We start from the raw sequence: 19,057 nt of genomic DNA on the forward strand, positions 1-19,057 counted from the left end.
AACAATAATAATTCTACCTAAAGAATATTCTCTTTGGATCTTACCCAATGCAGGAATCAACGTAGTTTTATCGGGAGCGTTCCCAGGGAAAAGCTTATAGAAGCCGAGCGCTTAAACGGAAAAACCGGTTATACTGTTGATGAGGTTTCCGCTATGATGAAAGCAGCCATCCAGGAGGTAATTGATGGAAAGGCCCCCAAGCAAAACCCCTTGCTTTCCAATCCCTCTTTGCCCATCAATAAATACCGCAAACTGTCAATATACAAAAGGTATCTTTTAATCTATCAAATTAAAGGCAGCACAGTATACATAGATGCTGTTGTCGATTGCAGGCAAAATTATAGATGGCTTTTATACATCTGATTCAAAATCAACCAGTGTCCATCTTCCACTGATTTTTTAAAATGTCATTTCATGAAATAATACGGTTTTAAATGGGTTTTCTTCCAGTTGGACTATTGCCCGAATTTTTCCTTCGCTTTCTTTATTGCAGAAGTATATAAACGCTTTATACCATTAAGAAGGATCCAAATCAATAATGTAGAGCGAAATTGACTTATTTAAGGGATCAGAGTTGTTATAAGTATCAAATATTAAATACTTCTGATTTATAAGACAACCATAAACCTTTTCGGGGCTTAATTTATCTACAGTAATAATTCGCTTGTTTTCAACATCATAAAATCTGGGGTAATCTTTAGTAAACTGCCGCCATCCTATGTATTTTCCATTGTTGTCCGGAGTATCTACAGGGTCTTTACTGACCATGACAGGCTCAGCGGTTTTGCCGTCAAAGATCTTCACACCATATGCAATCTGACTCAAGGTTTCTTTTTCACTATAGCTTTTTTCTTTCGGGTTTTCGTTATTAGTTTTTTCTGCCAGACTTGTAATAATGTCGTAATCGGGAATATTGATACCTTCAATAATTGCTATGATATTTTTAGAAGAACTCATCTGGAATAATCCACCACTGCTTTTTATTTGTGCTATTTCTAAAGGTTTGCCGTTATTATTGACCACTATGGTGGTACCGTTATCTTTTTTTCTGTATCCTAACCATGCTATTTCATCATTGTAAAGCATGGGATATTTTGCTTGAGTTTTTATTTTTTCCAGTTTATCTTCGGTAATATTGTATTGAAATAGATTTATTTGATATATATCATCTTTAATACCCACAATATCGTCAAAATACACAATGTCGTCTTTTAATACCGGCTTATTAAAGTTCCACTCATAGACCATATCAGTCTCTGGATCCACAGTGTGAACATAAAACTCTGTATCTTTTTTTGTCTTTAAATTATATACATGCAAAGAAGTTTTATACCAGTTAGAGTTTTTATCTTCTTTCCAGATAATAAAATTATCGTTTACTGCTTTTATAGCTACTTGATGGCCCTGGTCCAAAGTGACCAATGGAGTATATACCTTTTCCGTCAATGAATAAATTCCAAACTCATTGTTTATGTTATTGGAAGAAGAAATTTGAAGATATGCATTTTTATTTGCATCAACGTATATACATGAAGCATCATATTCGATTAAATATTCTTCGATTTTATAGTCCTTAAAATAATCGGAAAAAAGTCCATGGTCTTGATACATTATAATTTTATCTTTTAAAAATGCTGCATCATCTGAGAAGAAATCCTCGGAACTTATTATAGGCAATGAATCTTTGCCGTTGTAGGTGCATCCGGATATGAGTAAAAAGAACAAACAAATAAGTATAAAAAATGCATTATTCTTTTTCACGTAAATTCCTCCGTATTTTAAAAACTAGGAGAGTGTTAACACTCTCCCGAACTACCATATTAAACCTCTTGTGCTGACATAGTTGCGAAGCAGGGTTGAGGGAATATCGTAATATTTTCATCTGTTGGATATCCAGGTAGCGTATAGTCTTTCTTTCCTGTTGAATTACCAGCCGCCAACACGCCATATTTTTTGTTTATGGTATAAATCACTGAACTTTCCACTAAATTGGTATCAATAGGGTTAGCACCTGCTCTTCCATAAGGAATTGGCACATAATAATAACCTGTCCATTTATGCAAGTTAGTCGCTACAGGAAACTGTGATCTATCATCTCCATGGGATATATACCATGGACAGGGTTTCTCTAACTCAGGATCAGGTACAAAGTCCCCGATGACAGGTGCATAGTCATATGATAAAATTTCATCCTTTGTATTTGTTTCAGATGCTTGAGATATTGAAGTAAACATTACTAAGATGGTTAAAACTGTAATTAAGAAAAAAATCTTTTTTCTCATGACCTTTACCTCCATGTTTTGTCATTTTTTCCTTTCTCACAATTTTTGAGTCCCGCTACACAATACTGTTAAATTTAAGAGCTTATCCCTTTATCATGGATTCACCTCCCTCACTTGTTTATTTGTACTTTTAGTTTCAAAGGTCTTAAGGCACAATTAAAATAGAAACCTCTCTTGAAACCCTTCTATAGTACAGACGTTTAAGATGCGTTTTGGTTCACTTTTTTTAAAAGATTTTTGCAAAAATTTATTTAGAGAGAACCAAATCCCTTTTTCCCCGTCTGTTATATAAAGGGTTCATAAATATTTAAGTAGAAATAATATAATATAGTATGTAAAGCACCAACTTGAGATAAGATTGGTGCTTTCGTCTTGCAACAGCACTTTTAATAAGGTCTAATATTTTTGATAAATTTTACGGCATCATCAGCATCATCAACATATCGATCAACAAGTGACCAGTCTTTGGGCGGTTTTGGACAAAGGGGACAAGCCTTTCTATACCCGGTATTGGGCCTGTGCTTGCTAGTGGTATTTTAGCTGAGATTGGCACTATTACTACTTTTGACTCTCATAATGCTTTGGCTAAGTATGCAGGGCTTACTTGGAGAGTTAAGCAGTCAGGTAATTATTCATCTGATGATACTAAAATGATAGAATGACTAAGACCGGCAATAGGTACCTTAGATATTATTTAATTGAGGCTGCAAACAGCGTTAAAAACCATATACCTGAATATAAGGAATACTACTACAAGAAGTTCGGTGAAATAACTTGTCACCAACACAAAAGAGCACTCGCATTTACAGCTCGTAAATTAGTTTGGTTGATTTTTAGCTTGCTGACTAAAAATCAAATCTACTTTTTAAAGAATGACCCTATTGACACATATATTATACTAAATAATGATTCTTTTTATTTAATACTTGACAAAGACAATATTTATTTATTCAATAAGACTTCAAATGCTTTAACCTTTTATGGGGAAAAACCATAGAAAATTTTTAAAGGTTTAGAAACTAGAAATAGTTTAACTAAGGCTCATTAAAATATGGGAATTGAAAAAGGTACTGGTAGAAATAATTATACATTTCGCCTGCTTTTTATGCTTCTTGTCATGATACCTTTGTAGATACATATACAGGATTGCGTCAATTTTTTCCTTATTGACACCTTTATTAATGATGATATATAATAATAATGATTGACAAACGACATATCCTAGAAGCGTTGAAGGGGAAAGTAAAAAGACAAAAAGCGTTAAACAGAAAAGCTTACAGGCCAAAAGGTTTTAAGCAAATAGTCTTTTGAAAAATCCCACCCCGGAGCTTACGGCGATGAGCCGGTACGGAGCACCTACCGTTAGTAGGGGGAAGGTATAATCTTGATAAAATTCAAGTATACTTTAGAGTGGGTCTTTTAGACCAATGAAGGTGGTACCGCGGAAAGCAGCCTTTCGCCCTTTACAGGCGAAGGGTTTTTTTGTGTTCTCGATTAATACATTAAAGTATAAAAGATAGCGATAGGAGGATACCCAGTGCAAAATCAGAAAAGTGTCGGCATATTTGGTGCCGGGTCCATAGCAGAAGCGATGCTGGATGGAATTTTAAGCCAGGCCATAATGCCGCCTGAAGATATATATGTAACGAATAAACAAAACGATGATAAGCTGCAGCTTTTGAGAGAAAGATATAAAGTCAATACTACAAGGGATTACAAAGAAATTCTTTCAAAATGCAGGTATTTGATTATTGCCGTAAAACCCGTAGATGTATACGAATTACTCATATCACTTCAAAAATTTGTAACAACAAACCATATTATTATTACTCTGGCTGCCGGAATATCTACAAAATTTATAGAAACTGTTTTGGATAAAAAAGTACAAGTTATAAGGGCGATGCCCAATACTGCCTGCAAGGTAAGAGAATCGGCTACTGCTATTACTCTAGGCAGCTATGCTACAAAAGAAGCTCAAGATTTTGCCGAAGAAATATTTTCTTCCATAGGCAAGGTGTCCGTAGTTGAAGAAACAATGATGGATGCGGTGACAGGCCTTTCAGGCAGTGGTCCGGCTTATGTGTATCTACTTATGGAAGCGATGGTTGAGGCCGGAGTAAAAGTAGGCCTTCCCCGCCGACTTTCTGAGGAATTGACGGTTCAGACAGTATATGGAGCAGCAAAAATGGTGATAGAAACCGGCGAATCTCCAAAAAAACTAAGGAAGCAGGTTACCACACCTGGCGGTACCACCATGGCCGGGATAAAAGTTCTGGAAAAGGCAGACTTTACCGACTTACTTATTAAAGCCGTTGAAAATGCAGCAGGAAGATCTAAAGAAATGATGAAAGAACACAGTTGTTTACACAAATTACAAAATGTGCTATGATATTCATGTAATAGCAAAGATTTAAGAAAATAAAGAAGAAGAGACTTTCATAATCGGTCTCTTCTTTTGACTTTAATTGCATAAAAATTTATTGCCTTAATTTACATCATCAGATTGATGCTCTGTTAGCACCTTCAGGATCCGGTATCAGTTTTAGTCGGGGTATCTTCGTCGCCTGCAGAGCTTATCGCTAAAGTATTCTCAATTTTCTTTGCGCATTTTTTACAAATGTTTTTTCCATCGAAATTGATTAAATCTTCAGCGCTGCCGCAGAAGATGCAAGCCGGCAAGTATTTTTTTAAAATAATTCTATCAGTATCTACATAAATTTCCAGTGCATCTTTAACGGAAATACCTAATGTGCGTCTTAATTCTATTGGAATAACAACGCGACCCAGGCTGTCAACTTTTCTAACGATTCCTGTAGATTTCATTTGTATTCGCCCCCTAAATTCATATTTCGACATTTACCCCAATTAAAATACTACCAGAATTGACAAAAAAAGTCAACATAAAGGTGCAAATTTTTACTTATTTTAGGCAGGTGTTAATATTATGTTTGAATTAAATGCCAATTTAAAACAAACGTTTGAAGAAACAGCCAAGGCCATGCGCTTGCGATTACAGCAAAAGCCTTCTGTGGATGCTCTGCGCTTCATGGTGGTTGATAGAGGCATTGGGAGTTTTAGAATGTGCCAAAAGCTTGACTGTCGAGGTCTGTCAAGTATTGCCCAAAAAGGTAGAATAGTGGGAGTGGACGGTTCAACTAACAATGCAGGCGGCCCCTTCCCGTATTCATTTACGCTGCAGCAAGCTCTAGCCAAGGTATGCAGCAGCAAGGAAGAGGACGTCGTTATAACTGATGCTATCTCGCCGCTGACTATGAAGGATGCAATAACCGAGGAGGAATACAGAGATTTTATAAAGCGCAATCTTGCCGAATTGGAAGTAAAAGCGGCGCTGGAGGCTCTTGATAAGTTTAATCCAAGGGTGGTCTTGCTTGACGGCTCTCTTGTGAGATACAAGATTGAATCTGCACCAATGTGGGAAACACTGAAAAATCGTGCCTTAGCTCAAGATGCTGTATTGGTAGGTGTTGTAGAGGGAATATCAACAAATATAATCAGCAGTTGCTTGGAAGATGCGCTGGAACTTGGAGGATTTCCGGCATCAGACTGGGAAATTTTGTTTGGGCTCTTGCAGGTAGGCGAAATATTGGAGATTGTTCCTGGCTTATTTAAAGAAGGTTTTCGCACATTTTTTATGCGCTCATCCCTTGACCCAAAGCCCATAGGCATTGACCTTTTGGAGGAGCAGCAGGAATATCTGGCAGAAGTGTCAAACCTTATATTTACCCTGACACCGCAGGATGGCAGAGGCATACCACTTTGGCTTGATATAATAGATAAGAATGTTAGGATTACCGATGCGGTAATGGAAGGCCTTTTAAATACATATCTTGGAGAAGATTATGCGGAATTTTTAAAACCGAAACGCGAAAGACGCCAGATGTAGGAGGGATTTTTGTGCAAATGCAGGTAGTAGGGCTTACAACACCTCAGGAAGTTTATGTTGCATCAAAAGATAGAAAGTTTCGTATAAACGAGCTTTTAGTTTTAGAAGATCCATATCAGGGAAACCTTATCGGGGAAGTGGTAGAAAGCAATTCCTACAACAGGTTCATACCGCTTTCCATAGGCAGCAGCATCCACGATGCCGATGTTCTAGAGTCTTTAAAGCATTTGGGGTATTCCATCAGTGAAGATGAAATAAATATTGCAAAAGTCAAGCTGATTACCGAAGCCAGTTTTCCGGTAGTTACAGGCAGTTCGGTGCGCTTGCCCGCATTTGATGAGGTGCGAGGGCATTTGTTAAAAGGTGTGCGGGAAGACGGGCTTTTACTTGGTGAAATTAAAAACACCGAGGAAACCGCTGCTACCATGGAAGATGACCTAAAAGGACTTTGTGAAATGTTTTCCGGCGGTAAACTTTATAAAACAAAAAATGTGCCTTTTTTTCTGGATCTCAGATCTTTTCAGCAGTACCCACATATTGGGGTCTTCGGCGGCTCAGGATCGGGAAAATCTTTCGGCCTTAGGGTAATTATGGAAGAGATTATGAAACATGGATTTCCTGCTCTGATGCTTGACCCTCACTATGAAATGGAGTTTTCCGAAAGCCAGGAAAGCAGTGAAGAAAAGCGAGATTTTAAGGACAACTTTAGAAAATTTCAGATAGGTGAACATATAGGCGTAGAATTTTTAAACTTATCCCGAGGGGATTTACTGGCACTGCTATCGGCAGTATCGCCACTGACCGAGGCCATGTCCAGTGCCATAGAATCGCTGCACCTTAGGGGTGATACATATCTTAGCTTTTCTAACCGCCTTGAGCTTTTAAGTGAAGCACTGGAGATGGGCCGCTTGAGGATTGAGCAGGCATTAAAACAGGATATGGAGCCTATGGAAAGAGAAAAATATATTAAAATGCGCCAACTCCTTGAAGAATACCAAAACATCCCACTTCCATCGGTGCAGGGCATCGCATGGCGGCTTAGACGGCTGCATAATTCCGGCCTTTTCAGCCATGACATAAAGCCGGTAAAGGAAGCCATGATGCAGGGCAAACTGGCAGTAATTCAAGGCCCTATATGGCTTTTGCAGGTATTTTCCACATATCTACTTTCCAATATTTACCGAAAGCGCAGGGATTACAAGGACGGAGAACTTAAAGGCGAAGCATCGGGGGATTATTTTCCGCCATTTATCATCGCAACAGATGAAGCTCACAACTTTGCACCTAAGGGACGTGATGCTGCAACAAAGGGAATAATTACCGAGATAGCCCAGGAAGGGAGAAAATACGGGGTATTTTTGATACTTGCCACACAGCGGCCAACACTGCTGGACGAAACCGTAACCGCACAGCTAAATACCAAAATAATATTTAGAACCGTGCGCGCATCGGATATCGGCACTATTAGCGAGGAAACCGATATAAAGGCAGAAGAAGCAAGGCGCCTTCCTTACTTGCCTTCAGGTGATGCCTTCGTATCATCGCCGCTTTTTGGAAGGACTGTGGCCATACGAGTGCGATTCCCCCATACCCGAAGCCCACACACCCAAAATCCGCTGGATGAAATACAGCTGCATCGGGAAAGCTCTGAGGACAAACTCTTTGAAGCAATAAAGCCCCACCTGCCCATCTATGCTGCAAACTTTGCCCGTGCAGTAGAGGAAATTAACCGGCATGCCGGGGCAAACTACGAAGTAAGGACCCTAAAGGCAGCCCTGGATACACTTGTAGAAAAAGGTAAACTCACAAGAAAGGCAAGCCCATTAGGCGATATTTACCAGGCGACAGATATTTAATATTAATCCGCAGTTAGCTTTTAATTTTACCTTATATTACTTGTAAACAAACCTATATTAGCCTGAACATTATGCATGTTCAGGCTAAGCTTTACTTCATTGTGAACATGAATGAAAATATATTACAAAAATCAATAAAATATATTGAAAAATCATTACGTTTATATTATAATATTTATATATTAGCTCAGCTTTTCAAAGAGCTAAATACTAATTTTTTTTATCCATGAATGAAAAATAATTTCAAAATAAACTATATAATCATAAAAAATTATTACAGTTTTAGAAAGGATAATAAGTTATGCAAAATAATCTTAGTGAACTAACTACGGAAAGGAGGAATCCTAACACAACTGAAATTGACAGATTATCTACTGAAGAAATTATTAGACTAATAAACGATGAGGACAAAAAAGTAGCATATGCAGTTGAAAAAGAAATACCAAATATAGCAAAAGCAGTTGAGCTAATATCTGAAAAGTTATATGAAGGGGGTAGATTAATTTATCTAGGTGCAGGTACTAGTGGCAGACTTGGTATATTAGATGCTTCTGAATGCCCGCCAACTTTTGGAGTTCCGCAAGAAATGGTGCAAGGCATAATTGCCGGCGGACATGAAGCTATTTTAAAGGCTGTAGAAGGAGCAGAGGATAGTAAAGAGAATGCCGTTGCTGATTTAAAGAGAATTAACTTTAACAATAAAGATGTATTAGTTGGAATAACAGCAAGCGGCAGAACTCCGTATGTTATAGGAGCGATAGAGTATGCCAACAAGCTAGGAGCTATTACAATAGGAGTAACAAATAATTACAATTCTGAAATGTCCAAGATCACAAAGGTTTGTATTGCAGTCGAAGTTGGACCAGAAGTCATCACAGGTTCTACTAGGATGAAAGCCGGCACTGCTCAAAAGATGGTATTAAATATGCTGTCTACAGGTTCTATGATTAAACTAGGCAAAGTATATGAAAATTTGATGGTAGACGTAGAATCAACAAATAGTAAATTGAAAGAAAGATGTAAAAATATAGTTATGGAATTAACCTCTGTCGGCGAAGACGAAGCTATCAAGTATTTACAATTAACCGACTATAATGTAAAGCTTTCAGTATTTATGATTAAAACAGGATTAGATAAAGAAAAGTCAGAAGAAATTTTAAATGCTCACAGGGGATACCTTAGAAAAGCATTGGAAGCCGTTAATAAAATATAGAAATAGGAGGCTTATGTAATGGATAAATTATCACCTAAACAATTAGGGGAGAAGATTTTACAAAATGTTGGAGGCAAACAAAATGTTGCATCTGTTGCCTATTGCGCAACTAGGTTAAGGTTAGTTCTTAAAGATGTCGAATTAGTAGATAGAGCGGCTCTTGATAAAATGGATCAAGTGTTAGGGGTCGTTGAACAAAGTGGACAATTTCAAGTAATTTTGGGTCCGGGAACAGCTGGAAAAGTTGCTAATGAAATTGGTGAATTATTAGGGTTTAAGGTAGGAGAAGTAGATGCGGTAACTGCTAAAAAAGAAGAACTAAAAGTAAAAAACAGCACGCCTTTCAAGTTGTTCTTAAGGCATTTATCCAATATTTTCATTCCTTTAATACCTGCTTTTGTAGGCTGCGGAGTTATTTATGGCTCCTCTAAACTATTATCAAATTTAAATTTAATTAGCGGTAATACCTATGAAATACTTAAAGTTATAGGAAAAGCAGTATTTACCTATATGAATATAATGGTTGGGATGTATACCGCAAAGGAATTTGGCGGAAGCGTTACCTTAGGTGGCTCAATAGCCGGTATATTAAGCGCCCCAGGTTTGGCTAATATTGTAATAAATGGAGAAAATCTTGTACCAGAACAAGGTGGAATAGTTGCAGTTTTGATTGCTTGTATGCTGGGAGCACTTTTAGAAAAGAAGTTAAGAAAAGTAATTCCATCGGTTATTGATTTAATCGTAACACCTACTCTGGTATTATTAATAGTAGGATTAGGAAGTATTTATATAGTTCATCCGCTAGGTGTAGCTTTGACGGCGGGAATTAGTTCAATAGTAAATACCCTTATAAACAAGGGGGGCTTTTTAATCGGCGCATTACTATCGGGAACTTTTTTACCTTTAGTTATGACAGGGCTTCATAGAGCTATAACACCAATAGAAGTAAGCTTATTAAAAGAAACCGGAATTGATTTATTAAGACCTATTTTGGCTATGGCAGGAGCCGGACAAGTTGGAGCCGGTATAGCTATTTATGTAAAAACAAAAAACAAGAAATTAAAAAATATAATTGCAAGTTCACTACCAGTAGGAATGTTAGGAGTAGGAGAACCATTGATGTTTGGAGTAACCTTACCATTAGGCAGACCTTTTATAACGGCTTGTCTAGGTTCTATGCTCGGTGGTGCATATGTTTCTATTATGAAAGTAGGTTCTATAGGAATAGGATTATCAGGGCTGCCATTAATACTGTTAATACCATCTGAAAGTATTGTGCATTATATAATAGGTACCTTACTAGCATATATAGGAGGGTTCTTGTTAACTTACTTTACGAAATGGGATGATTTGTCCGAAGGTGCAGATGGAGGGATGGAAGGAAATGAGGTATTAAATGAAATTCTAAACCTAAAATAAAAAAGAATGGGGAAGAAGATATGAAATTTGATTTTCATATACACTCAGTATATTCAGACGGCAGTTCTCCATTAGAAGAAATATTTAACACTGGAAAACAATTGAAAGTATCTGCACTGGCAATTACTGACCACGATACTGTTCTTGGACTTAAAGAAGCGGATAGATTAAGTAAAAAATATGCAATACCTTTTATACCGGGAATAGAATTCACTGCCATGGAGAATGAGAAGAAATTTCATATTCTCGGGTATGGCATAGATTACAATTCATTAGAATTAATAGAATACTCCAAAAGACTATTAGAATATTTAAATGCTAAATCAATGAAACAAATAAGGTTAATGCAGAAAAACGGTATCGATATTAAAGAAGAAGAATTTTTCAAAGAGGGCCAAGGTGGCCCTCTGTATAGGGCTAAAATGTTAAAGACTTTAAGCAATCATGGTTACCTTAAACAAGAAGAAATCATGACATCTCTAAAAAAATACTTTGGTGACGGAGCTCCTTATTATGTAGAAGAAACCTTTGAATATTATAATTTTCAACAGGTTTGCAAAATAATAAAAGCGAGTAAAGGAATTGCAGTATTGGCTCATCCAAATAAATTAAAAAATAAGGATGAAAAATTGTATTGGGATATTTTAAACAGTAATCTATTAGACGGAGTAGAAATCTATCACCCTGCCAATGATGAAAACACACAAAATGAACTAAAAAAGATAGCATTTGATAAGAAATTAATTATTACTGGTGGCTCGGATTATCATGGCCATTATAGTAAAAATAAAATTCCTATTTGTGGTATTGATATTCCGGATCAAATTTATAACAACTTGTATCAATATTTGACCAATGTTGTGATATAATTTAAATTAAATATTAAGCGTGTAATAACTAAATTTTATATTACATTGAGTAACTAGTAAAACATAAAATATCACATAAGTGATAAGCTGGGTGATGTGTGCTTGAGCTGCATTTTAAGGATTAAAAATTCAAAAAACAGTTTTACAGATTCGGAAAAAAGGATAGCCGATTATATAATGGAGCACAGGGATGATATATATAATCTAACGGTAGAAGAATTATCTGCCGCTATTGGAACTAGTTCAGCCAGCATAGTAAGGTTTGCTCAGAAAATCGGATATTCAGGATACCAAGAATTAAAACTATCTCTAGCTGTGGATACTAGGCATAAGGATTTTGATGAAGAAAAGATATATGAGGCCATTTCAATCAATGATTCTACTGATGAGATTATGGAAAAAGTAGCTTTAGAAAATATTAAAGCGATAAAAGACACTTTAAAATTACTAGATAAAGAAGTCATAGATGAGGCAGTAGAAGCCATAAGTTCAGCAAATAAAATCAATTTATGTGGGGTAGGAAGCTCTGCCTTGGTAGCTGCAGACTTTCATTATAAACTTACGAGAATAAATATGCCGGCCAGCCTATACGCAGATTATCATCTGCAAATGGTATCCGCAGCCAATATGCATGAAAAAGATGTAGCTATAGGAATATCTCATAGTGGTAAAACTTTTGAAACGTATAAAGCTTTGGAGACTGCCAAAAAAGCAGGTGCAAAAACCATATCTATAACCAAATTTGGAGGAAATCCAATTAGCAAAATATCCGATATAAAAATTTACACTACTGAAGTAGAAAAACACCTAAGAATGGGAGCGATTGCGTCAAGGATTGCTCAGCTTACTGTGATAGATATACTATTTATAAATATAGTTAAAAAGAATTACGATGTAGTTTCGGATTATATTTTAAATACTGGAAACATCATAGCACAGCTCAAAATGAATGAATAAAATCTATTAAAGTGTTATGTTGTATAGAAAGGGAAAGTAGTAATGATTAATTTTTTTAAACGAAATAAATACATCGAAATCATTGCACCTATTACAGGGGAAATAATACCTATTGAGGAAGTCCCAGATGAGGTTTTTTCTAAAAAAATGATTGGAGATGGGCTAGCTATAGAACCAAAAGAAGGAAAAGTTGTATCTCCGATAGACGGAAAGGTAGCTACGGTTTTCCCGACTAACCATGCTATTGGATTAGTTACTAAGGAAGGACTGGAAATTCTTATCCATATAGGTCTTGATACCGTTGAATTAAATGGCGAAGGATTTAAGCGAATAATATCAATGGGTAGTCCAATAAAAAAAGGTGAAATATTAATAGAATTTGACATAAATTTACTCAGAGAAAGAGGGAAATCCCTAATTACGCCTATAATAATCACGAATATGGATAAGGTTAAAGAACTAAAAAAGAACATTGAAGAAGTTGAAATGGGAAAACAAACCATATTGAGTGTAGAATTAAATTAAAATAACTTCCATGAAATAGGCAAAGGCTTTAAAAGAAATAAAGGGCCTTTGCCTATTTTTTTGTCAATAATGTGGTATTGCCATGAGTACCCTGGTCAAGACCGAATAAAAAAACTAAGAGAAAAACCAAAAAATTTTCTTAAAATGAAAAAATTAATGGACTTGCACTTTTAATTTAGTGTATCATTATACTAAGCAGTTAAAAATTACAAAAGGACAAAGAGAAAGGATAAAATTCATGAATATACGTCTAGGTGTCGTTGGACCGGAAGATTCGCTGATTTTATTGAGAAAGGTCTTACATGAATTTGATAGAGAGATTACCTTAGTCGAAAAAGTTTATAAGGATTTTGAAGACCTTAGAGATATTGCATCAATGGCCCAAGATGTAGACATCATACTATATAGCGGACAGGCACCTTACTTTTGGGTGAAGTCTAATGTGGGCATAGATGTTCCGGGGATTTATATACCCAGAAATGGGACGAGCCTTTATAAGGTGCTGTTTGACATTTATCGAGACGGTAAAGATGTTTCTGCTTTAAGTTTTGACACCATAAGCCCAAGGGATATTGAAGAAACTTATATGGAGCTTAATCTGCCGCTCCCCGAAGTATTTACCATGGATTATGATAAGTATCTTCCTTTTGAAAAACTCATAGATTATCATAAAAATCTATGGGCTAAGGGCAAAACTCGTGCAGCGGTGACATGCCTTAATAGAACATATGAAGAACTAAAAAAGCTAGGCATCCCTGTTTATAGGATATATCCTACTGTTTCCAGTGTACGCCATGGTCTAGAAAGAGCAATGATGTACGGAGAAAGCATCAAACTCAAAGAAACTCAAATGGCACTTATTTTAGTAAGAGTTGAGGACCTTGATGATATCTTATATGAAAGTTCCAGCTATCAATTGCAAATACAACTTCTAGAGCTTTATCAGGTAATTCTTGGCTATGGCGATGAAACCAATGCTACCGTAACCAAGACAAAAGATACGGAGTTTATGATAATAACAACTCGGGGATGTTTAGAGGAATCTACCGATATATTCATGGGCTCGCCGCTGCTTCGTGCACTAAAAGCTAATACACATCTTAAGGTAACTGTGGGAATAGGCTTTGGTCGCACGGCAAAGATGGCCGAAACTAATGCCCGTCAGGCTGTCAGGCTGTCAAAGGAAAACGGCAGTGATTGCTGTTTTCTTGTGACCGAAGAAGGTAAGATAATCGGGCCTATTCGAGAAAACAGATTAAATGCTAAACCTCTTTCTGATTTAAACTTAGAAGAGCTTGCAAAAAAATTGAATATGAATGTAGTCAATCTCAATAAACTTAAAGCATCCCTGCGCCGTTTAGGCAAAAACGAGGTAACACCTAAAGAGTTGAGCACATGCATGAATATCAGCCAGCGAAGTGCTCGGCGAATCCTTGCTCAACTGGAAGAAAAAGGGGCGGCTCAGATAGTGGGAATCCGAAGCATGTCGGGAAAAGGCAGGCCAAGTCAAGTATACCAGGTTTTGATATAAGAAATGAAGTATGATTAAAGGCTTTAAGAGTTATTGCAGAAAGCCATTATATTTTTGATTCTACTGTACAAATCTTATTTTATAAAGTTATGGTCAGTATATAAAATATGTCTGTAAATAATAAAAACAGTATGCCGGTATTTATGACCGGTATTTTTTATGTTTTAAATAACTTTTATAAAAGAGTCATTTTGTTAAATTCTATAAGTATACTGTATACATTTTAAAAACAAGAAGGATTTTTTGAAAAAAAGGAGAATTCATAATAAAGTATATATGGCCATGTAACCATAACTTGGCCAAAAAAGGAGGAGAGCATATGATTCAAAAGGAATTAAAATCAAAAGGAGGTTTCGAGAGGTTTTTAGACTGGGTTGAGCGTGTAGGGAATAAACTGCCGCATCCATTTTTCCTATTTGTCTACCTGACTATAGGAATAATGGTTCTATCTGCCATTTTATCTATGCTGGGGATTTCAGCTATAAATCCTGCCAGCGGAGAAGAAGTGATGGTCAAGAACCTTTTAACGCGAGAAGGCGTAGAGTGGATGCTGGTGAATGCCCTCAAAAACTTTACCGGTTTTGCTCCCCTTGGACTGGTGCTTTCTATGCAAATGGGCATCGGCCTTGCAGAACAAGCGGGCTTACTGTCTGCCTTTATGAGAAAGACCATGTACAATGCCCCTTTATGGGCTATCAGTTTAGCGGTGATGTTTGTAGGCATCAATGGAAACATTGCATCAGACGCTTCCATAGTCATCATACCGACACTTGCGGCAAGCATCTATCTTTCACTTGGCAAAAACCCGCTGGTGGGCCTCATGGCAGGATATGCAGCGGCATGTGCCGGCTTTTCTGCGAACTTGATAATAGTTGGAACTGATGCCCTACTTGCAGGCATAACCCAAGAAGCGGTAAAAATCATAAATCCTGATATTTCAGTTAACCCATCCATCAACTGGTACTTTATGGTAGCTTCAACGATTATCTTCACTTTTGTAGGAGCATGGGTTACTGATAAAATCATAGCTCCTCGACTCGGAGAATACAAAGGGAAGATAAAGGTTACCGAAAACCAAGACCTTACACCGATTGAAAATCTTGCCCTAAAAAATACGGGCAAAGCAGCCTTGGTATTTCTGGCAATCTTGGCTATTGCCGTACTGCCTAAAAATGCGATTTTAAGAAATGCCAAGACCGGCGGGCTAATACCCTCACCATTTTTAAATGGAATTATTCCCATTCTAATGTTGTTTTTCATAACTATTGGTGTAGCATATGGAAAAACCGTCGGTACCATAAAAACTGCCGGCGATATACCGAAACTTATGGCTGAAGCCGTAAAGACCATGTCTGGATATATAGTGCTAGTTTTTATCATAGGCCAGTTTGTAGCGTATTTTAACTGGACTAATATAGGTGTCATAATAGCAGTAAAAGGTGCGGAATTTTTGCAAACTGTGGGATTTACCGGTTTGCCGCTAATCATAGGGATAATCTTACTTTCTACTATAGTAAACCTGTTTATCGGCAGCGGTTCCGCCAAGTGGTCTATACTTGCACCCATATTTGTACCAATGCTGATGCTGCTCGGCTATTCTCCGGCAATGACTCAGGTGATATACCGTATTGGAGATTCTTCCACCAACCCTATAACACCGCTTTTTCCATACTTCCCCATAGCATTAGGCTTAGCTCAATACTATGACGAAGATGCCGGAATGGGAACATTGATGTCTTTGATGCTGCCATATTCATTGATTTTTTTGATAGTGTGGATATTGCAGCTGATAGTGTGGATGGTCTTAGATTTGCCGTTAGGCCCAGGAGCAGGCATTTATATGTAAATCTTGCAAAAAGGAGTGCCGAACGCATATGAAAGAATTAGACAAACAAATATCCGAGGTTTTAGAAGATATAATATCAATCAGAAGGTATATTCATCAAAATCCGGAGCTGGGCTATGAGGAAAAAGCCACCTCAAAACTGGTAGCAGATGAGCTGAAATCCTCAGGTCTTACCGTGCAGGAAAGTGTAGGCGGATACGGTGTAGTTGGGATTTTAGAAGGCAATCATCCGGGAAAAACTCTGCTGCTTAGAGCCGACATGGATGCTCTACCCATACAGGAGGAAAGCGATCTTCCTTTTAGCTCCAAAATCCCGGGCATCATGCATGCTTGCGGCCATGACATCCATACAGCTATACTGCTAGGCGTTGCTAGAGTTTTGTCAAAATACAAAGATTTTATCGCGGGACAAATAAAGTTTGTATTTCAACCGGCAGAGGAATGCAGCCCACAGGGCGGAGCTCAGGAGATGATAAAAGAAGGCATACTCGAAAATCCGGATGTAGACTATGCCTTGGCATTGCATGTATGGCCACAGCTTTATGTCGGTGAAATTGGCCTATGCTCTGGACCTTGTTCGGCTAAGTCGGATCGGTTCTTTTTAAAAGTAACGGGTAAATCCGGTCATGCATCAGCTCCCCATCAAGGAATAGATGCATTGGTAGCAGCAGCAGATATAATATCAAGCATGCAGACCATAGTATCAAGGCGAGTGGATCCCAGGGACAGTATAGTCATTTCCATAGGCAAAATCACAGGCGGCCAAAGATATAATGTTATATGTGATAAAGTGGAGATGGAAGGCACCGTAAGGATTATGACACCGGGATATGAAGATGAAATCATGAAATATATGAATCAAGTTGGGCAGGGCATAGCGCAAGCACATGGAGCTTCTTTTGAAATGGGTTATTTAAAAGGATACCCGATGGTGATAAATGATGCCTGCCTTACACTAAAAGTAAAAGAGATTCTGACTGAAAAAATTGGTGAAGATGCTGTAAAAAATATTTCACAAGACACTTCCGGCGAAGATTTTTCCTTTATTTCCCAAAAAGTGCCGTCGGTGTATATGAAACTAGGCTCATCCCCAAAAGATGCCAAGGAAGTACTGCCACTACATAATAGCCGCGTAATCTTTGATGAAGGTTGCATACCCTTTGGCATTAAGGCCTTGGCAGCATTAAGCCTGGAACTCTTGCAGCAGGAGGAATAGCATGGATGATATAAAAGCATTGGCAAAGAGCATGGAATCAAAAATCATCGCATACCGCCGGGATTTTCATAAATACCCTGAAGTGGGCTGGACGGAATTTCGCACGAGCAGTAAAATAGCGGAAATTCTGATGGCTTTAGGTTATGAAGTGAAACTTGGCAGAAAGATTCTAAAGGAAGAAGCGATCATGGGTTTGCCCACACAGCAGGAAATACTAAATGAAATAGAGCGGGCAATAAAAGAAGGAGCAAACCCCGAAATCATAGAGATGATGGAAAATCTACCGGGGGTTGTAGGAATCCTTCATACAGATAAACCGGGTCCGACGGTGGCCTTTCGCTTTGATATGGATGCCCTAAGTATTACAGAAGCTCAAGATGATGAGCATATACCATATAAGGAAAACTTCTCCTCAATACATGACGGCATAATGCATGCATGTGGCCATGACGGCCATGTAGCCATAGGGCTGGGCTTAGCTGAAATGCTTATGAAAATCAAAGATAAATTGTCCGGAACTGTAAAACTTATTTTTCAGCCATCAGAGGAAGGAGTAAGGGGAGCCAGAGCTATGGTGGAAGCAGGTGTTGTAGATGATGTGGATTATTTCCTAGCTTTCCATATAGGCTTTGGAGGCGATGTTCCGATAAGTCTTGTAGCTAAGACCACGGGCTTTTTAGCTACATCAAAAACAGATGTGACTTATACGGGCCAAACTGCTCATGCCGGTGCTTGCCCCCAGCAGGGAAAAAACGCCCTGCTGGGAGCTGCATCCGCGGTTCTCAACCTGCATGCCATAGCACCTCACAGTGATGGAATCACCCGTATAAACGTAGGTGTGTTGACAGCGGGCACATCTGCCAATATAATACCAGGCAGTGCTTATATGAAAATCGAAACAAGAGGCGAAACAACAGCCTTAAATGATTACATGCAGGAAAGGGCAAAAAGTATACTCGAGGCTTGTGCAAAGATGTATGGCCTTGGCTGCCACATTACAGATGCCGGTGCTGCACCAAGTGCCGAAGGCGATGAAGAACTTGCCCAAATAGTAAAACAGATTGGCGAAAACTTAGGGCTTTCAAGAATAGAAAATGAAAGTCATTTTGGTGCAAGTGATGATGCTACGTATTTCATGGAAAAGGTTCAGTCACAAGGCGGTAAAGCACTTTATTTTCAAGTTAAAACTCCAATTGCCTCTAATCATCACAACAGCAGGTTCGACTTTGACGAATCCTGTCTGGTGATAGCACTTCAAATATGCACATATTTGGCTCTTGAGTTATTATAAAAATCCCAACCTGATGTTATTCTGAGCAAACAAAGTAGTACGCATGATCCAGTGCTGACGCATGAAAAACATAAACCATATCTGACAAAGGATGAAAGCTCTTCCTAAAAAAACTTTTTCGCAAAACCAGTCTGGACAAACTTTTCCC

16 protein-coding genes and 1 pseudogene are annotated in these 19,057 nt (G+C 37.9%); 14 read left to right on the forward strand and 3 right to left on the reverse strand.

Translation table 11 applies throughout. From position 1 onward, the window contains the following. Positions 1-96: 96 nt before the first annotated feature. Complete coding sequence (locus BUC45_RS08250) at positions 97-363, forward strand: hypothetical protein (protein WP_366749990.1); 267 nt, start codon at positions 97-99, stop codon at positions 361-363. A gap of 153 nt (positions 364-516) precedes the next feature. On the opposite strand, the gene BUC45_RS08255 is transcribed toward BUC45_RS08250, so the two are convergent. Both BUC45_RS08255 and BUC45_RS08260 read right to left on the reverse strand, forming a co-directional pair. Continuing rightward, complete coding sequence (locus tag BUC45_RS08255; protein ID WP_296971565.1) at positions 517-1,761, reverse strand: hypothetical protein; 1,245 nt, start codon at positions 1,759-1,761, stop codon at positions 517-519. 59 nt (positions 1,762-1,820) lie between these two features. Beyond that, positions 1,821-2,282, reverse strand: coding sequence for a hypothetical protein (locus tag BUC45_RS08260; RefSeq protein WP_296971567.1), 462 nt, complete (start codon positions 2,280-2,282; stop codon positions 1,821-1,823). Between the two features lie 494 nt (positions 2,283-2,776). On the opposite strand from BUC45_RS08260, the pseudogene BUC45_RS12020 reads away from it, so the two are divergent. Both BUC45_RS12020 and proC read left to right on the forward strand, forming a co-directional pair. Further along, positions 2,777-3,144 (forward strand): annotated as a pseudogene (locus BUC45_RS12020) (transposase); the annotation flags it as partial. 675 nt (positions 3,145-3,819) lie between these two features. Further along, a complete protein-coding gene (proC, locus tag BUC45_RS08275; protein ID WP_296971574.1) occupies positions 3,820-4,671 on the forward strand; it encodes a pyrroline-5-carboxylate reductase in 852 nt (283 codons plus the stop codon). 134 nt (positions 4,672-4,805) lie between these two features. On the opposite strand, the gene BUC45_RS12025 is transcribed toward proC, so the two are convergent. Continuing rightward, on the reverse strand, positions 4,806-5,111 hold the full coding sequence (locus tag BUC45_RS12025; RefSeq protein WP_366749992.1) for an AbrB/MazE/SpoVT family DNA-binding domain-containing protein: 306 nt from the start codon (positions 5,109-5,111) through the stop codon (positions 4,806-4,808). 115 nt (positions 5,112-5,226) lie between these two features. Between BUC45_RS12025 and BUC45_RS08285 the strand changes: the two genes are divergently transcribed. The 11 genes from BUC45_RS08285 (at position 5,227) to BUC45_RS08335 (ending at position 18,909) form a co-directional block, all read left to right on the forward strand. Beyond that, positions 5,227-6,186, forward strand: a complete 960-nt coding sequence (locus tag BUC45_RS08285; protein ID WP_296971576.1) for a DNA double-strand break repair nuclease NurA — start codon at positions 5,227-5,229, stop codon at positions 6,184-6,186. A 17-nt stretch (positions 6,187-6,203) separates the two neighbouring features. Then, positions 6,204-8,042 (forward strand): ATP-binding protein, encoded by a 1,839-nt coding sequence (locus tag BUC45_RS08290; RefSeq protein WP_296971597.1) that lies wholly within the window; start codon positions 6,204-6,206, stop codon positions 8,040-8,042. A gap of 301 nt (positions 8,043-8,343) precedes the next feature. Further along, a complete protein-coding gene (gene murQ, locus BUC45_RS08295; protein WP_296971579.1) occupies positions 8,344-9,255 on the forward strand; it encodes an N-acetylmuramic acid 6-phosphate etherase in 912 nt (303 codons plus the stop codon). 18 nt (positions 9,256-9,273) lie between these two features. Continuing rightward, complete coding sequence (locus tag BUC45_RS08300) at positions 9,274-10,674, forward strand: PTS transporter subunit EIIC (protein WP_296971582.1); 1,401 nt, start codon at positions 9,274-9,276, stop codon at positions 10,672-10,674. A gap of 20 nt (positions 10,675-10,694) precedes the next feature. Beyond that, positions 10,695-11,543 (forward strand): PHP domain-containing protein, encoded by an 849-nt coding sequence (locus BUC45_RS08305; protein WP_296971583.1) that lies wholly within the window; start codon positions 10,695-10,697, stop codon positions 11,541-11,543. A gap of 102 nt (positions 11,544-11,645) precedes the next feature. Next, positions 11,646-12,500, forward strand: a complete 855-nt coding sequence (locus BUC45_RS08310; protein WP_296971585.1) for a MurR/RpiR family transcriptional regulator — start codon at positions 11,646-11,648, stop codon at positions 12,498-12,500. 42 nt (positions 12,501-12,542) lie between these two features. After that, positions 12,543-13,025: a PTS glucose transporter subunit IIA gene (locus BUC45_RS08315; protein ID WP_296971587.1), complete on the forward strand. Its 483-nt coding sequence runs from the start codon at positions 12,543-12,545 to the stop codon at positions 13,023-13,025. A gap of 238 nt (positions 13,026-13,263) precedes the next feature. Further along, complete coding sequence (locus BUC45_RS08320; RefSeq protein WP_296971589.1) at positions 13,264-14,556, forward strand: hypothetical protein; 1,293 nt, start codon at positions 13,264-13,266, stop codon at positions 14,554-14,556. Positions 14,557-14,875: 319 nt separating this feature from the next. Next, positions 14,876-16,402, forward strand: a complete 1,527-nt coding sequence (locus BUC45_RS08325; RefSeq protein ID WP_296971592.1) for an AbgT family transporter — start codon at positions 14,876-14,878, stop codon at positions 16,400-16,402. 28 nt (positions 16,403-16,430) lie between these two features. Further along, positions 16,431-17,618, forward strand: a complete 1,188-nt coding sequence (locus BUC45_RS08330; RefSeq protein WP_296971594.1) for a M20 family metallopeptidase — start codon at positions 16,431-16,433, stop codon at positions 17,616-17,618. Between the two features lies 1 nt (position 17,619). Continuing rightward, positions 17,620-18,909, forward strand: a complete 1,290-nt coding sequence (locus BUC45_RS08335; RefSeq protein ID WP_296971595.1) for an amidohydrolase — start codon at positions 17,620-17,622, stop codon at positions 18,907-18,909. Positions 18,910-19,057: the final 148 nt, after the last annotated feature.

The organism is Tepidanaerobacter sp. EBM-38, from assembly GCA_001896545.1.
Lineage (GTDB): Bacteria > Bacillota > Thermosediminibacteria > Thermosediminibacterales > Tepidanaerobacteraceae > Tepidanaerobacter.

Excerpts from the sequence above, each read along its gene's own strand:
- BUC45_RS08330 (WP_296971594.1), top strand. The coding sequence starts at position 16,431 with ATGAAAGAATTAGACAAACAAATATCCGAGGTTTTAGAAGATATAATA.
- BUC45_RS08320 (WP_296971589.1), top strand. The coding sequence starts at position 13,264 with ATGAATATACGTCTAGGTGTCGTTGGACCGGAAGATTCGCTGATTTTA.
- BUC45_RS08260 (WP_296971567.1), bottom strand. The coding sequence starts at position 2,282 with ATGAGAAAAAAGATTTTTTTCTTAATTACAGTTTTAACCATCTTAGTA.
- BUC45_RS08300 (WP_296971582.1), top strand. The coding sequence starts at position 9,274 with ATGGATAAATTATCACCTAAACAATTAGGGGAGAAGATTTTACAAAAT.
- BUC45_RS08335 (WP_296971595.1), top strand. The coding sequence starts at position 17,620 with ATGGATGATATAAAAGCATTGGCAAAGAGCATGGAATCAAAAATCATC.
- BUC45_RS08305 (WP_296971583.1), top strand. The coding sequence starts at position 10,695 with ATGAAATTTGATTTTCATATACACTCAGTATATTCAGACGGCAGTTCT.
- BUC45_RS08285 (WP_296971576.1), top strand. The coding sequence starts at position 5,227 with ATGTTTGAATTAAATGCCAATTTAAAACAAACGTTTGAAGAAACAGCC.
- murQ (WP_296971579.1), top strand. The coding sequence starts at position 8,344 with ATGCAAAATAATCTTAGTGAACTAACTACGGAAAGGAGGAATCCTAAC.
- BUC45_RS08315 (WP_296971587.1), top strand. The coding sequence starts at position 12,543 with ATGATTAATTTTTTTAAACGAAATAAATACATCGAAATCATTGCACCT.
- BUC45_RS08290 (WP_296971597.1), top strand. The coding sequence starts at position 6,204 with ATGCAGGTAGTAGGGCTTACAACACCTCAGGAAGTTTATGTTGCATCA.
- BUC45_RS08325 (WP_296971592.1), top strand. The coding sequence starts at position 14,876 with ATGATTCAAAAGGAATTAAAATCAAAAGGAGGTTTCGAGAGGTTTTTA.